Annotated in this window: 13 protein-coding genes and 1 pseudogene; 8 read left to right on the top strand and 6 right to left on the bottom strand. The window is 68.8% G+C overall.

What is annotated here, in order from left to right:
- Nucleotides 1–249: pseudogene (locus AUL34_RS21610) on the bottom strand (hypothetical protein); the annotation flags it as partial.
- A 95-nt stretch (nucleotides 250–344) separates the two neighbouring features.
- Nucleotides 345–707: a DUF427 domain-containing protein gene (locus tag AUL34_RS21605; RefSeq protein WP_061938819.1), complete on the bottom strand. Its 363-nt coding sequence runs from the start codon at nucleotides 705–707 to the stop codon at nucleotides 345–347.
- Between the two features lie 89 nt (nucleotides 708–796).
- Here AUL34_RS21605 and AUL34_RS21600 point away from each other — a divergent pair, with 89 nt between their 5' ends.
- From AUL34_RS21600 to fdhD, 3 genes are read left to right on the top strand one after another with little or no spacing between them, the layout of a single operon-like run.
- Complete coding sequence (locus AUL34_RS21600; protein ID WP_061938817.1) at nucleotides 797–1,366, top strand: sigma-70 family RNA polymerase sigma factor; 570 nt, start codon at nucleotides 797–799, stop codon at nucleotides 1,364–1,366.
- Nucleotides 1,363–2,106, top strand: a complete 744-nt coding sequence (locus AUL34_RS21595) for an anti-sigma factor domain-containing protein (protein ID WP_061938814.1) — start codon at nucleotides 1,363–1,365, stop codon at nucleotides 2,104–2,106. The genes AUL34_RS21600 and AUL34_RS21595 overlap by 4 nt, the downstream gene beginning before the upstream one ends.
- Nucleotides 2,106–2,963, top strand: a complete 858-nt coding sequence (gene fdhD / locus AUL34_RS21590) for a formate dehydrogenase accessory sulfurtransferase FdhD (RefSeq protein ID WP_082653568.1) — start codon at nucleotides 2,106–2,108, stop codon at nucleotides 2,961–2,963. Before AUL34_RS21595 ends, fdhD begins: the two co-directional genes overlap by 1 nt.
- A 182-nt stretch (nucleotides 2,964–3,145) precedes the next feature.
- On the opposite strand, the gene AUL34_RS21585 is transcribed toward fdhD, so the two are convergent.
- A complete protein-coding gene (locus tag AUL34_RS21585; RefSeq protein WP_156421057.1) occupies nucleotides 3,146–3,424 on the bottom strand; it encodes a hypothetical protein in 279 nt (92 codons plus the stop codon).
- Between the two features lie 127 nt (nucleotides 3,425–3,551).
- A complete protein-coding gene (locus tag AUL34_RS21580) occupies nucleotides 3,552–4,178 on the bottom strand; it encodes a TetR/AcrR family transcriptional regulator (protein WP_061938808.1) in 627 nt (208 codons plus the stop codon).
- A gap of 46 nt (nucleotides 4,179–4,224) precedes the next feature.
- Between AUL34_RS21580 and AUL34_RS21575 the strand changes: the two genes are divergently transcribed.
- Together AUL34_RS21575 and clpB are read left to right on the top strand one after the other, a co-directional pair.
- Nucleotides 4,225–5,064, top strand: a complete 840-nt coding sequence (locus tag AUL34_RS21575) for an oxidoreductase (RefSeq protein ID WP_061938805.1) — start codon at nucleotides 4,225–4,227, stop codon at nucleotides 5,062–5,064.
- Between the two features lie 276 nt (nucleotides 5,065–5,340).
- Nucleotides 5,341–7,956, top strand: coding sequence for an ATP-dependent chaperone ClpB (clpB, locus tag AUL34_RS21570; RefSeq protein WP_061938802.1), 2,616 nt, complete (start codon nucleotides 5,341–5,343; stop codon nucleotides 7,954–7,956).
- Nucleotides 7,957–8,028: 72 nt separating this feature from the next.
- Here clpB and AUL34_RS21565 read toward each other — a convergent pair whose 3' ends face one another.
- Complete coding sequence (locus tag AUL34_RS21565) at nucleotides 8,029–8,415, bottom strand: PRC-barrel domain-containing protein (protein ID WP_061938800.1); 387 nt, start codon at nucleotides 8,413–8,415, stop codon at nucleotides 8,029–8,031.
- A gap of 194 nt (nucleotides 8,416–8,609) precedes the next feature.
- On the opposite strand from AUL34_RS21565, the gene AUL34_RS21560 reads away from it, so the two are divergent.
- The 3 genes from AUL34_RS21560 to mgrA all read left to right on the top strand — a co-directional run bounded on the left by AUL34_RS21560 (nucleotide 8,610) and on the right by mgrA (nucleotide 12,155).
- Nucleotides 8,610–9,980 carry a L,D-transpeptidase gene (locus tag AUL34_RS21560; RefSeq protein WP_061938798.1) on the top strand — a complete coding sequence of 457 codons (1,371 nt, stop codon included), beginning with the start codon at nucleotides 8,610–8,612 and terminating at the stop codon, nucleotides 9,978–9,980.
- A 5-nt stretch (nucleotides 9,981–9,985) separates the two neighbouring features.
- Nucleotides 9,986–10,987 carry an extensin family protein gene (locus tag AUL34_RS21555; RefSeq protein ID WP_061938795.1) on the top strand — a complete coding sequence of 334 codons (1,002 nt, stop codon included), beginning with the start codon at nucleotides 9,986–9,988 and terminating at the stop codon, nucleotides 10,985–10,987.
- Between the two features lie 130 nt (nucleotides 10,988–11,117).
- The gene (mgrA, locus tag AUL34_RS21550) at nucleotides 11,118–12,155 is read left to right on the top strand and encodes an L-glyceraldehyde 3-phosphate reductase (protein ID WP_061938792.1); all 1,038 of its coding nucleotides are present in this window, start codon (nucleotides 11,118–11,120) and stop codon (nucleotides 12,153–12,155) included.
- 43 nt (nucleotides 12,156–12,198) lie between these two features.
- On the opposite strand, the gene AUL34_RS21545 is transcribed toward mgrA, so the two are convergent.
- A complete protein-coding gene (locus AUL34_RS21545; protein WP_061938790.1) occupies nucleotides 12,199–14,130 on the bottom strand; it encodes a M23 family metallopeptidase in 1,932 nt (643 codons plus the stop codon).
- Between the last annotated feature and the right edge of the window lie 532 nt (nucleotides 14,131–14,662).

The following is a 14,662-nucleotide window of genomic DNA, read 5'->3' as shown; positions in this document are numbered from 1 at the left end:
GTACTGGCGCACGTCGTCGGGGGCCGAGGCCGCGCCGCCGATCGCCATGCCGGCAACGCCGCCGATGGCCGCGCCCACCGGGCCGCCGACCAGGGCGCCCGCGACCGCGCCGGTGCCGGCGCCGGCCAGCGTGCCGGCCGCCTGCTCGCCCTCGCTCTTGGGCTCGGTCGTGGTGACCACCGTGGTCTGCGCGAGAACCGGACCGGCCAGAAGGCCGAGGGTGGCGGTGGCGAGAATGAAACGACGCATGTCTATGTGTCCTCCGATGAAGAACGTCCCTGTGGCGCTCTAAACAACCGGATCCGCTTTCCGTTCCCCAGTCCGTCCCCCCATCCGATCCGCTCTTACTTTCCCTCGCCCACCACGATCCGGACCTTGTCGGGATAGAAGGCGAGATAGCCCGCGATGTCGCGCGCGCCGGGCTTGGGGTCCTCGTAGGACCACACGGCGTCGGTTTCGCCGTAGCCGCCGGCCGAGATCGACCAGTAGCGCGCCTCGCCCTTGTGCGGGCAGGTCGTGCGCTTGGCCGATTCCTGGAAATAGGCCATCTCCACGTGGTCGCGCGGGATGTAGAACACCGGCTCCCGGCTTCCCTCGTAGAGCCGCAACGCCTCCGTGGTCGAGGCGAGGACGGTGTCGTGGAACGTGACGGTGACGGGAAGGGGTTCCCGCTCGATGCGCAGGGCCGGCTGGGACACGGCGGACATGGCTTTCCTCCTCGAGGACGTTTAGCATAGACCCGAGCAATCGAGCGGCCCGCCGTCCGGTTCCCTTTTCGCTGCCCCTGGGACGACGCATGCTGCACGGCCCCTTGCCCGAAGATGCGCGCCAGCGCCTCGTCATCGCCCTTGGCCGCGTGGCGGCGGGCGAGCGTACCGCCTTGCGCGACGTCTACGACCTGACATCCGCGAAGCTTTTCGGCGTGACCGTGCGTATCTTGCACGACGAGGCGGAAGCGGAAGACGTGCTGCAGGACGTGTATGTGACGGTGTGGAACCGGGCGGGCAGCTTCGATCCCGCGCGTGCGAGCCCGATCACCTGGCTTTGCACGCTGGCGCGCAACCGGGCGATCGACCGCCTGCGCGCTCTGCGTCACCATCGCGCGCGCGCCGACCTCGACGCGGCCGATGGTGTGGCGGACGAGACGCCGGGCGCCCTCGCGCAGATGGAGGCCGACGGCGAGGCGCGGCGCCTGGCCGCCTGCCTGGACGCCCTGGAGCCCCGTTCGAAGGACGCGATCCGGGCCGCCTTCTACGGCGGGCGAACCTATGAAGACCTGGCACGGGGGGCGGGCGTGCCGCTCGGAACGATGAAGAGCATGATCCGGCGCGGCCTGATCCGGTTGAGAGGATGCCTCGAAGCATGAACGCGGGCGACGAACGGGATGGAGGCGACGAGGCCCTGGCCGGCGAATACGCGCTCGGGCTCCTGACCCCGGCCGAGCGGCGGGCGTTCGAGCGACGCCTGCGAATCGACCCGGATCTCGCATCGGAAACCCGCGCCTGGGAAGAGCGGCTTCATCCCCTTCTGGCAACCGCGCCCGCCCTGTCGCCTCCCGCGCGCCTCTGGCAGGCGATCGAGGCCGAGCTCGGCCCCGCCGCCGCCGCCCGTCCGGGCGCTGCGGCGTCCACTTCTTCCGCTCCCCTGCGCTCGGCCGGCCGCCGGGTCGCGGCCTTCTGGAAATGGCTGGCGCTCGGCTCGATGGGTCTTGCGGCGGCGAGCCTTGCCGGGCTGGCCCTCGACCTTGGCTCCGCCTCGCCGCCGATGATGGCCTCGATCGCGGCCGAAGGCGGCGCGCCGCTATTCGTCGCCGTGGTGGATCCCGACGGCGGCCATGCGATCCTCATGCCGGTGTCGCTCCAACCCTTGGATGGGCGCGTACCCGAGCTCTGGCTGGTGCCGGCCGGCGGCGCGCCGATCTCGCTCGGCCTCGTCGATCCCGCCGCCCCCTTGCGCGTCGACCTCGGCGGCCGCGAGGGCATGGGAACGGGCATGATGCGCGCACCCGGCGCCGCGCTCGCCGTGTCGATGGAGCCGGAAGGCGGCTCGCCCACCGGCCAGCCCACCGGCCCCGTGGTCGGCCAGGGCGTCTTGCGCGCCGTCTGATGCGGCCCCGGGTGGCGCAAGCGCCGGTGTCGCCGGACGACGAGCGGGAACAGGCCTCCCACGCCCCCACGCTGCGCTTTCGGGCAGGGCGGTTCGAGGCCGGCACGCGGGCGCTGCCGGCGGAGGTGGCGGTCGCGATCTCCGTCAACGGCTCGACCCATGCGGTGATGATGGCGACGCCCGCCGACCTTCGCGATCTCGCGCTCGGGCTGGCGTTGAACGAAGGCATCGTGGACGCGCCCTCGCAGGTCGAGGGCCTTGAGATCGCATCCGGCGAGGCCGGTCTCGAGTGCCGGCTCTGGCTGACGCCCGAGCGTGCCGCCGGCTATGTCGCCCGCCGCCGGCTGATGACGGGTCCGGTCGGTTGCGGCCTGTGCGGCGTGGAAAGCCTGGAGCTGGCCGCGCGCGCGCTGCCCGTCGTCGCGCCCGGCCTTCTCGTGCGGCCGGAGGCGATCGGAACCGCCATGGCCCGTATGAGCGAGGGGCAGGCGCTGGGACGGCGCACCCGCGCCGCCCATGCCGCCGCCTTCGCGTCGATCGCGGGTCAGATCCTCTGTCTTCGCGAGGACGTCGGCCGGCACAACGCGCTCGACAAGGTCGCCGGGCATCTGGCGCGCGAGGGGATCGACCCGGCAGGCGGTCTTCTCGTCCTCACCAGCCGTGTGTCGGTCGAACTGATCCAGAAAGCGGCCGTGATGGGCTGCGGCCTCCTGGCCGCCGTCTCGGTGCCGACACAGCTCGCCGTCGCGCAAGCCGAGCGCGCCGGCATCACGCTCGTCGCGGTCGTGCGGGGCGACGAGTTCGAGGTCTTCACCCATCCCGGCCGGATCGCAGGGGCGGAGACAACGAGCGGCTGACACGAGGAGCCCCTGCACCCGATGCCAGTGGGTAATCCGAGGTCCACAGGTGTCGGAATGCAGCCGCCAAGGCTGACGGGGATGACGTCCTCGACGACCGGCTCGGGTGGTTTCCAGGCCGTCCGCTTCCTGATGCCATGCAATCTGAAGCGGACGTGAACTATGAGTCGGGTGCGCTGGCCTTATGAGCGCTCGGGGTCGAAAACGGTCGACGTGCATCGAACAGGGCCAAATTGATACCGTAGCCCGGCCAAGAGGTCGCCTGCGGTCAGCCGCATGCGGGCATCGAGCCGGTCGGAGCTGCGGCGGATCGTGGCGAGGAAGACGTTCAGCCAGCCGCGCCAAGGCGCCAGGTACGCAACGAACTGGCCATCCCGCGAGATTTGCGCCTGGGAGAAGGCGGGCGCCGCAAAGAGCGCTGCGGTGGGCAGCGTGTCCGGTGGGGCCATGTCGAGGCTCACGTGAACGCGGCCGTCGAAGACGGACCGCAACGATGGGTTCGACACGTCAGGGGCACTAAGACGCAGGGGTGGGTTCAAGGGCCGGGTTCGACGTTGGTGCGGGGCACGCTTCACCGTCCCTCTTCGGTTACATCTCCAAGCAGGCCAGCAGCTCGGGACGCTCGTCACCGCTGACGAACCCGAGGAGGCAGGCTGCGGCAGCCGAGCGAGCCCTGCGGCCAAGCGCCTGATCGTCGTACTCCCCGGCCGTCCAGAACGAAAGCGCGCCTCGGAAGGCGAGAGCCAGATGGTCGGGAAGCGTTGCGAGGGCGAGATCCCGCGTCGCGTCCGCTAGCCCAGCGCCCTCGCCGAGCGCCAGCGACCAGAGGGCCCGCGACCGGGACAACGCGTCCCCGGGGGCATCGCCCGGCGAGCCGATCGACCCCATCACGATGCGGTTCACCGATGGGGCTTCCAGCATGACCGACGCGGCGATGTCGACCGCCGCCAAGACCCTGATTGCCGCGGTACCGACGGATGGAGCTCGGTTCAGGCGCTCCTCCATGGCGTCGATCCGCCGTGCCGACAGCGCCAGCATGATCGCACCCTTGCTGCCGAACTGATTGAACGGCGTCGCGAAGCTGAGCGCCGCCTCGCTCGCAAGGTCCCGCATCGAGAAGCCGGAATGGCCGGAGGCGAGCAGTCGCTCGGCCGCATCGAGGACACGCTCGCGGGTGGAGGGTCTCGATAACTGGGAGGTCTTGTCAGGGCTCATGTTGATTTATATCTTGATATAATCATGATCTTCAAAGGCCCATACCATGTCGACATCCAAGACCTTTCTCATCACGGGCGTCAGTTCCGGCCTGGGCCGAGCCTTCGCACAGGGCGCTCTGGACGCAGGCCATAGCGTCATCGGTACGGTACGACGCACCGACGATGCCACAGCCTTCGCCGAACTGGCGCCGGGTCGCGCCCAGCCGCTGGTTCTCGATGTCACGGACTACGATGCGATCCCGAACGCCGTTGCGGAAGCCGAACGACAGGCGGGGCCGATCGACGTCCTCGTGAACAACGCCGGCTATGGTCACGAAGGCGCCCTCGAGGAGGCCTCGATCGACGATCTGCGACGTCAGTTCGCCGCCAACGTCTTCGGACCGGTCGCGATGATCAAGGCCGTGCTGCCCGGTATGCGCCAGCGGGGGCGCGGGCACATCGTCAACGTCACGTCCATGGGCGGCTTCATCACGATGCCGGGCATCAGCTTCTACTGCGGCTCGAAGTTCGCGCTCGAGGGCATCTCCGAGGCGCTCGGCAAAGAGGTGGCAGGCTTCGGAATTCATGTGACGGCGATCGCGCCCGGTCAGTTCCGCACCGACTGGGCGGGTCGCTCGATGGACCGCACGCCGCGCAGCATCCCGGACTACGATGCAGTCATGGACCCGATCCGGGCGGGACGGCAGGCCAAGAGCGGCAACCAGCCGGGCGATCCGGCCAAGGCGGCCGCGGCCCTTCTGGCGCTGGTCGAGGCGGACAACCCTCCGGTTCGCCTGTTTCTCGGCGAGGACGCGCTGGGACTGGTGAACGCCAAGCTCGACGCCATGCGTGCCGAGATGGGCACCTGGCACGCGCTCTCGCGATCCACGAGCTTCTCCGGATGAACCGGAGTCGAAGAAGGCGCTAGTGGACTGAACGGCAGCTTTCGGGGCTGCCGCTTATGCCATTCATCGGCGATGACGGGTCGAAAGCTGGTGATCCATCGCTCCCTCGCGACGCTTTGAAACCCTCAAGAATTGTGCGTCCGCACGTCTTGGTGCCCTTTTGCCACAGGGAGCCGCGTCCCATATTCCATGTCAGCGGCCGGCCTTCGGGCGGCCGACTCCACGCATTTTCGTGCGCATGCCGATCGGGTGACGCGCGAGACAAGGAGACGACGAATGGACATGGAAAAATACACCGACCGGGTCCGCGGCTTCATCCAGGCCGCTCAGACGGCGGCGATGGCGCGCGACCATCAGCAGTTCCTGCCGGAGCACCTGCTCAAGGTTCTGGTCGATGACTCGGAAGGCCTGGCGTCCGGCCTGATCGAGCGCGCCGGCGGGCGGCCGAAGGACGTGCGCCTCGGCGTCGAGGCGGCGCTCGAGGCGCTGCCGAAGGTGTCGGGCGGCAACGGCCAGATCTATCTGGCGGCCCCGACCGCCAAGGTCTTCGCCACCGCCGAGGAGATCGCCAAGAAGGCGGGCGACTCTTACGTCACCGCCGAGCGGCTGCTGCTGGCCCTCGCCTTGGAAAAGAGCGCGAAGACATCGGAGATCCTTGCCAAGGCCGGCGTCACGCCGCAGGGGCTCAACTCCGCGATCGAATCCTTGCGCAAGGGCCGCACCGCCGACACGGCCTCGGCCGAGCAGGGCTACGACGCGCTGAAGAAATATGCCCGCGACCTCACGAAGGACGCGCGCGAGGGCAAGCTCGACCCGGTGATCGGGCGCGACGACGAGATCCGCCGCACCATCCAGGTCCTGTCCCGGCGCACCAAGAACAACCCGGTGCTGATCGGCGAGCCCGGCGTCGGCAAGACGGCGATCGCGGAAGGCCTGGCCCTGCGCCTCGTCAACGGCGACGTGCCGGAATCCTTGCGCGACAAGCAGCTGATGGCGCTCGACATGGGCGCGCTGATCGCGGGTGCCAAGTATCGCGGCGAGTTCGAGGAGCGGCTGAAGGCCGTCCTGTCCGAGGTCATGTCGGCGGACGGCGGCATCGTGCTGTTCATCGACGAGATGCACACGCTGGTGGGCGCCGGCAAGGCGGACGGGGCGATGGACGCCTCCAACCTCCTGAAGCCCGCGCTCGCGCGCGGCGAGCTGCACTGCGTCGGCGCGACCACGCTCGACGAGTACCGCAAGCATGTCGAGAAGGACCCGGCGCTCGCCCGGCGCTTCCAGCCGGTCTTCGTGTCGGAGCCGACGGTCGAAGACACGATCTCGATCCTGCGCGGCCTCAAGGAGAAGTACGAGCAGCACCACAAGGTGCGCATCTCGGATTCGGCCCTCGTCGCCGCCGCGCAGCTCTCGAACCGCTACATCACCGACCGCTTCCTGCCGGACAAGGCGATCGACCTCGTGGACGAGGGCGCCGCGCGCCTGCGCATGGCGGTCGATTCCAAGCCGGAAGCGCTGGACGAGATCGACCGGCGCGTGGTGCAGCTGAAGATCGAGCGCGAGGCGCTTAAAAAAGAGCACGACGACGGGGCGCGCTCGCGCCTCGAGCGGCTGGAATCGGAACTCGCCAATCTCGAGGAGGAGTCGGACCGGCTCACCACATCCTGGCAGGCCGAGAAGTCGAAGCTGGGCCTTGCCGCCGATCTCAAGAAGCGGCTCGACGAGGCGCGCAACGATCTGGCCATCGCGCAGCGGCAGGGCGAGTTCCAGCGCGCCGGCGAGCTCGCCTATGGCGTGATCCCGCAGCTGGAGCGCGAGCTCGCGGAGGCCGAAGGCTCGGACGGCAAGGCGTCGATGGTCGAGGAGACGGTAACGGCCGACCACGTCGCGCAGGTCGTCTCCCGCTGGACCGGCATCCCCGTCGACCGGATGATGCAGGGCGAGCGTGAGAAGCTCTTGTCGATGGAGGATTCGCTGGCCAAGCGCGTCGTCGGCCAGGGCGAGGCGGTGCAGGCCGTCAGCCGCGCGGTGCGCCGGGCTCGCGCCGGGCTCCAGGATCCGAACCGGCCGATCGGCTCGTTCATCTTCTTGGGGCCGACCGGCGTCGGCAAGACCGAGCTCACCAAGGCGCTCGCCGGCTTCCTCTTCGACGAGGAGACCGCGATGGTGCGCATCGACATGTCGGAGTTCATGGAGAAGCACTCCGTGGCCCGGCTGATCGGCGCCCCTCCGGGCTATGTCGGCTACGAGGAGGGGGGCGTCCTCACGGAAGCCGTGCGGCGGCGGCCCTACCAGGTGATCCTGTTCGACGAGATCGAAAAGGCGCATCCGGACGTCTTCAACGTCCTCCTGCAGGTGCTCGACGACGGGCGCCTGACGGACGGGCAGGGTCGTACGGTGGACTTCCGCAACACGCTGATCGTGATGACATCGAACCTCGGATCCGAATACCTGACGGCGCTTCGCGACGACCAGGACGCGGCGGAGGCGCGGCCGCAGGTGATGGACGTCGTGCGCTCGGCTTTCCGGCCGGAGTTCCTCAACCGCGTCGACGAGATCATCCTGTTCCACCGCCTCAAGCGGGCGGAGATGGGGGCGATCGTCGATATCCAGATGGGGCGGCTGGAGAAGCTTCTCGAAGAGCGCAAGATCGTGCTGGAGCTCGACGAGAGCGGCCGCGAGTGGTTGGCCGACAAGGGTTATGATCCCGCCTACGGGGCGCGGCCCTTGAAGCGCGTCATCCAGCGCGAGGTGCAGGATCCGCTGGCCGAGAAGATCCTTCTCGGCGAGGTGAAGGACGAGGACCGGGTGAAGATCTCGTCCGGCACCGACCGCCTCAACTTCTACGTCGTCGGCTCGAAGGCCGATGCTGCGGGAGACCGCGTGGCGGCCTGAGGGCCGGCTTCACGAGGACCAACGAAGAAGGGGGCGGCCCGATGGGCCGCCCCCTTTCTGTCGGTGCGCCGCTCAGTAGTAGGCGACGCCGTAGTAGTCGTTGATGCGCCGGCCGTAGTCGGGATCGACCCAGTCCGGACGGTTCGCGGAGCCGAAATGCGGGGCGGCCTTGAGCTGGTCGATCGTGATCCCGACGACGTAGCCGCCCTGCCGCTCGTCGTATTTCAGGACCTCCCAGGGGAGGGGATGGTATTCCTCGCCGATGCCGAGGAAGCCGCCGAAGGACATGATGGCGTACTTCACGCGGCCGTCGCGCTTTCCGATCACGACGTCGTAGATGTGGCCGAGATTGTCGCCGTCCGTGTTGTAGACGCGCGTGCCGTTGACGCGGCTCGCCTCGATGGCGTCGGCGCCGACCTCGATCTCGGACATGGTGCCGGTTCCCAGAGTGGAGGACATCGGATTTCTCCCTTCCGTTGCATGTGGTCTGGAAACGGCGAGCGGGCGCGGGCGTTCCGAGGCAGCCTCGGCGATGGTGCCCCTGGCATTCACTATGGGTTCATTTGCAATTGGTTAACCATCTTCGGACCAGCATTGCGCCCTATTTGCCTGTCAGGGCGTTGGCCGCTGGGCATCGATGAAGGAGACGGGACATGGCGAAGGCAACGGTGCGGGCTTTGGCCTTGGCGTTGGCCGGCCTGTCGACCCCCTGTCTTCCTGCGGCGGCGCAAGGCTACGATCCCTCCTACGAGGACTACGGTCCCGGCACGGAAAGCTTCCGCGACGAATTCGGCAACATCGTCACCGTGGATTCCTACGGCCGGGTGATCGCGGTGGAGCGGCCCGGCGACCGGCGCCGAGGTGGGCAGCGCGGCGGAGCGCCGTCCGGACCGGTCGTCCTCGAGGGGCGCGCGCGCGACCTGCCGGGCATCGATTACGGTGCGCCGGGCAACCCTTACGACGACTACGACAGCTATGGCGACGCTCCGGTGGAGAGCCAGCCGTTGCCGGCACCGGGCGCCTGGGACCAGGCCGGGCTGCCGGATCAGGGAATGACGGGCTCGATCGAGCCGGGGCAGGGCGCTTCCGCCTATCCGCCTGGCGGTTCGGGCCTCGAAGGCCAGACCATGATCGAATCGAATCCCGCCCCGAAGGTCGCCGGGCCGACCGGCAAGAACGCCAAGATCGAGATCGCCGCGCTTCAGGTGCTGCTGGACCGCGCCGGGGCCTCGCCGGGCGTCATCGACGGGCGCATGGGCGGCAACGTCGACAAGGCGGTCGCCGCCTACAGCGAGATGACCGGGCGTTCGATCGACGCGACCAATGCGCAGTCGCTGATGGAAGAGCTGATGGCGACCGGCGGTCCGGCGATCGTATCGTACGAGATCACCAACGAGGACGTCGGCGGACCCTATGTCGCCGCGATCCCCGAGGATTACGCCCACAAGGCCGCCCTGCCGGCGATGAGCTACGAGCGCGTCACCGAGATGCTGGCCGAGCGCTTCCACATGGACGAGGCCTATCTGAAGGAAATCAATCCAGGCGCCGACTTCACGCGTCCCGGCACCCAGATCAAGGTCATGGCGACGGGCGACAACGTCACGGGGGAGGTGGTCGCGCGCATCGTCGCCGACAAGGGACGCGAGCAGGTGCGCGCCTACGACGCCACCGGACGCCTCGTCGCGGCCTATCCGTCCTCGATCGGCTCGACCTCGACGCCGTCGCCGTCCGGCACGGTGGAGGTCGCGCGCATCGCCTTCGACCCGAACTACACCTACAACCCGAAGATCAACTTCAAGCAAGGCACCAACGACAAGATCCTGACCATTCCGCCCGGCCCCAACGGTCCGGTCGGCACGATCTGGATCGCGCTGTCGAAGCCCACCTACGGCATCCACGGCACGCCGGAGCCATCCAAGATCGGCAAGACCAACAGCCATGGCTGCGTGCGCCTGACCAACTGGGACGCGAACGAGCTTGCCAAGCTGGTGAAGCCGGGCGTCACCGTCGAGTTCGTGGACTAAGGCCGGTGGCACGGCTGCGATGGGACGCCGGAAGGACGGTCCTCGGCCTCGGGGCACTGATCCTGGCGGCGATGGGGCCCTCGGTTGCGCAGACCGTTCCCGTGCCGACGGAGGCGCCGGCGGATGGTCAGTCCGCCGCGGATCCGTCGCCGGGGGCGGCGAACGTCGAGGCGCCCGCCGCGCCGGCGCTGCCCGAGGCCGACGCGGTGCCGGTGCCGGAAGCCCGCCCGGATGCGCCTGCCGCTGCTCCAGCCGCGGCGCAGGACGCGCCCGGCGCTGCGGCCGCCACGCCATCGCCACCGCCTGAGCCCGCACCGGAGACGCCTCCTCCCGCGCCGACGCAGGGCGCTGCGCAACCGGCCTACGTGCCGCCCGACAAGGCCCGCACCGAGCCGGAGCCGAGCGCGCCGAACGTGCCCGCGATGGCCGTGACGCCGGCCGAGACGGTGGAGGCGGCGGCGGCCGTCGAGGACGCGATCGCCTGCGAAGGCGAACTCAAGGCACGGGGCGCCGAGTTCACCGTCGGCGAGACGATCGCGGAAGGCGATTGCGGCGTCCTGCGTCCGGTCGCGGTGACGAAGCTCTCCAACGGTGCGCGGATCGAGCCGGGCACGGTGATGCTGTGCCGCACGGCGCTCGCCCTCGACGTCTGGATGGGAGAGAGCGTCACACCCGCTGCGAAGGCGGAGTTCGACGGCGCCAGCGTGAAGGCGTTGAGCCAGGCGTCCACCTATGTCTGCCGGGCGCGGGCGAGCGAATCCAAGATCTCAGAGCATTCGCGGGGCAGCGCGATCGACATCGCCGGCTTCGCGCTGTCGAACGGCACCACCCTGACGGTGGATGCGACGGAGCCGGGAACGCCGGCCGACCGGTTCGCCGCAACGATCCGGCGCGCCGCCTGCGGCCCGTTCCGCACCGTGCTCGGGCCCGGCACCGATTCCGACCACGGCACGCATCTCCATCTCGACATCGCGGCTCGGAACGGCGACGCCACCTATTGTCGCTGACGCCGTTTGGCGGGCCACCGAATTCGGCGGATCTTTCCCAACGCAAGTCGCGCCTCCTCCCTTTCCTCCGATCCGAGCGCGTCTATAGTCCGCCCGCGCCGCCAGTCCTGGCGGCCGAGAGGAGGACGTCATGCCCTATACCGCCGACGATCAACGCTACATCAGCGCCAACTTCCGCCGATGCGGGCGATCGGGGCTCGACCTGCCGGCCATCTCGCTGGGCCTCTGGCAGAACTTCGGCGGCACGGACGTGTTCGAGACGGGGCGGGCGATCCTGCGCCGCGCCTTCGATCGGGGCGTCACGCATTTCGACCTCGCCAACAATTACGGCCCGCCTCCGGGCTCGGCGGAGGAGAATTTCGGTCGCTGGATGGATCTCGACTTCCGGCCCTACCGCGACGAGCTGCTGATCTCGACCAAGGCGGGCTGGGACATGTGGCCGGGCCCCTACGGCAATTTCGGCTCGCGCAAGTATCTCGTCGCCTCGCTCGACCAGAGCCTGAAGCGCATGGGTCTCGACTATGTCGACGTCTTCTACCACCACCGACCCGACCCGAAGACGCCGCTGGAGGAGACGATGGGTGCGCTGGACGCGATCGTGCGCTCCGGCAAGGCGCTCTATGTCGGCGTCTCGTCCTATGGCCCCGACCGCACGCGCGAGGCGCACGCCATGCTGAAGGCGATGGGCACGCCCATGCTGATCCACCAGCCGTCGTATTCGATGCTCAACCGCTGGGTCGAGGACGAGCTTCTGGATACGCTCGGGAGCCTTGGCGTCGGCTGCATCGCCTTTTCGCCTCTGGCGCAGGGCCTTCTGACCGACAAGTATCTCGGCGGCGTGCCAGAGGGCTCGCGCGCGGCCAAGGCGAAGTCCTTCTCGCCCGACCTCGTGAGCGAGGACAACGTCCAGCGCATCCGGGCCCTCGACGAGATCGCCAAGGCGCGTGGCCAGTCGCTCGCGCAGATGGCGATCGCCTGGGTCCTGCGGAACCCGAACGTCACATCGGCGCTGATCGGCGCGCGCACGGTCGCCCAGCTCGATTCCTCGCTGGACGCCCTGAAGCACCTCGACTTCTCGGGGGACGAGCTCTCCGCGATCGACCGCTCGGCCACCGAGGGCGGCATCGACCTCTGGCGCTCGCAATCGGCGATCGGGCGCCAGGCCTGAACGAAAGGGAACGGCGGGTGCGAGGTCGCGCCCGCCCTTTCCCTTAGTGCGCGGCGACGCGCATCTCGTCCACGCTGTCCTTCAGAAGGTCGTCGATCCGTGCGCGCTCGCGCTGGAACGCCATCAACTGGTCGCTGCCGAGCTGGCGACCGGAGGGCAGGCGGATGCGCATCGGATCGACGCGCGTGCCGTTGACGGTCACCTCGTAGTGGAGGTGGTTGCCGGTCGACAGGCCGGTCGAGCCGATATAGCCGATGATCTGCCCTTGCCGCACCCGCGCACCCTTGGTGACGCCGCTCGCGATCTTGCTCTGGTGCGAGTAGGAGGTCTCGTAGCCGTTGGCGTGGCGGATGATGGTCTGCTGGCCGAAACCCGTCGACCAGCCCGCCTGCTCCACGGTGCCCGAACCCGACGCCAGGATCGGCGTGCCGCGCGGGGCCGCCCAGTCGACGCCCCAATGCATACGGGAATAGCCGAGCACCGGATGGCGACGCGAGCCGAAGGGCGAACTGAACCGTCCCTTGGGGACCGGGTTGCGCAGAAGGAACTGCTTCGCGCTGCGCCCGTCCTCGTCGTAATAGTCGGTCTGGTCGTCGTCGGTCGTGAAGAAGCGATAGTAGCGCTTGGTCGTATCGCCGAACTTCGCCTCGACGAAGAGGATCTGAGAGTCGGCGCTGGCCTCCTCCTGCCCTTCCTTCAGCGAGTAGAGGAGCGTCAACCGATCGGTCGGGTCGAGGCGCGCCTGGAAGTCGACGTCCGAGGACAGGATCTTCAGGAGCCGGCGGCAGAGCCGGTCGTCGAGCCCATAGGCGAGCGCCGCCTGGTAGATGCCGTCGTAGACCGTCGGCATGTTCTGGCGAAGCGGCGCCTCGGTGGCGTTCTCGTCGAAGGCCTGGGCGACCGACCGGCTGAGGCTGGGCTCCGGTCCCTCCTCGAAGGAACCGTCGTCGGCGAGCGCGACCGTCGCCAGATGCCGCTCGCCGCGATAGGCCGACAGGCGGACGATGCGCGAACCCTCGCCGTTCGGCTCGAGCCCGAGCCGCAGGACCTCGCCGGCGTTCATCTCGGCCCGGCCCAGCAGCGCCGACAGGCGCGCGGCCGCAGCCTCGGCGTCCTCGTGGCCGTTCTCGGCGAGCGCCTTGGCCATTGGCAGGCTTTCGCGAAACGGCACGATCTCCTCGAAATAGCGGGAGACGCGGTCCTGCCTCGTCTCGGCCGCCGACATCGAAACGTTCTCGGCGGTGACCCTGGCCGCCGAGCCCGGAACGTATTCGGCGGCGTCCGACAGGCTGCCACCGAAACGAGAGGCGTCGAACGCCTGGTAGGCCGCGACCTGGACAGGCACGGACGACAGGCGCGGCACCGCTTCGCGCACGAGGAACTCCGCCTCGCGCGTGCCGATGTCGGGCGCATCGTCATAGGTCGACGGATCGAAGGCGAACGGCTCCATCGCCAGCCCGACATCGCCTTCCACCTTGGCGTCGTAGATCTGGCCGGTCTCCGGCGGCGTTTCGGGTTCCGCCTCGTCGTCGTCGCTGCCGAACACGTTCATCGCGTCGAAGGCGGGATAGGCGGCCGCCGCCGGATGGCGCGCGCCGAGCAGCATGGATGCATAGGCGAAGGGCAGCGGCCGGATGACGTCCCGGTCCCCCTCGCGCATCAAGGTAGGCACCTCGATCGTCGATCGGTTGCGATCGATGGGGATCGGCGTGGCGAAGACACGCTCGCCGCGCTCCACGACGTCGGTCTGGGGTGCGGCGATCTCTCCGACCACGGCGGGCGAGACCAGCATGCGGCGCCCGTCGTGGGCCGCGGAGAGCGCGATGCCCATCATCGCGCTGGACGTCAGACCCGTCAGAAGCGTGCCGGCGAGCCAGCGGGCGGAAACCTGCCGGCGGTCCGGCTTGCGCCGGACGTCGGCGACAAGCGCCGGCTGGTTTCCGAAGTTCGGCTTGGCGTATCGCTCGTGGTTCATTCCGGTCTCATGCTGGTCCGCCCTCCCGATGGCCTCAACAAAGCGGCCGAAAAGCGAAGGCGGAGGCGCGAAGCGGCGCCATGAGCGGGTCTGTTGCCGCAAGGCCACAGACCCGTTCTTTCGAGCGAGTTAGAGCGGACCCGATAAGGGGATGTCAACCGATCGCGCGTGCGCGTGCACGCGAAGCTGGGGACGGGGGATCAAGGCTGCGGCAGCGGCTCGGTCACCCGGCGTCATGAACGCTGTCGCACGCGACAAGACCAGCGCTGCCGGCACGAGGCGGAGCACCTGACCCCGGCATCTGCAGCTCAGGACGTGGAAGCCGCCCCGTATGGAAGACGGGGATCGTGCAGCAATGGGGCGGACAGAGGTCCTCCTATGCACCTTCCCCATCACGGAGCGGCGACACGGGACAGAGCATTCACGGCAAAGCGAGTAGGGAAAGGCTTGTCGGACCCCAGACCCAGTGAAACGGCCTGTTTCCGCGGCGCACGAGCATGAAGTGGGGAGAGGTCCGAACCATCCCCCCGTC

Source organism: Aureimonas sp. AU22 (genome assembly GCF_001463745.1).
Taxonomy (GTDB): Bacteria; Pseudomonadota; Alphaproteobacteria; order Rhizobiales; family Rhizobiaceae; genus Aureimonas.
The sequence above is the reverse complement of the archived record's forward strand: the minus strand, read 5'-3'. Positions and strand labels throughout refer to the sequence as shown.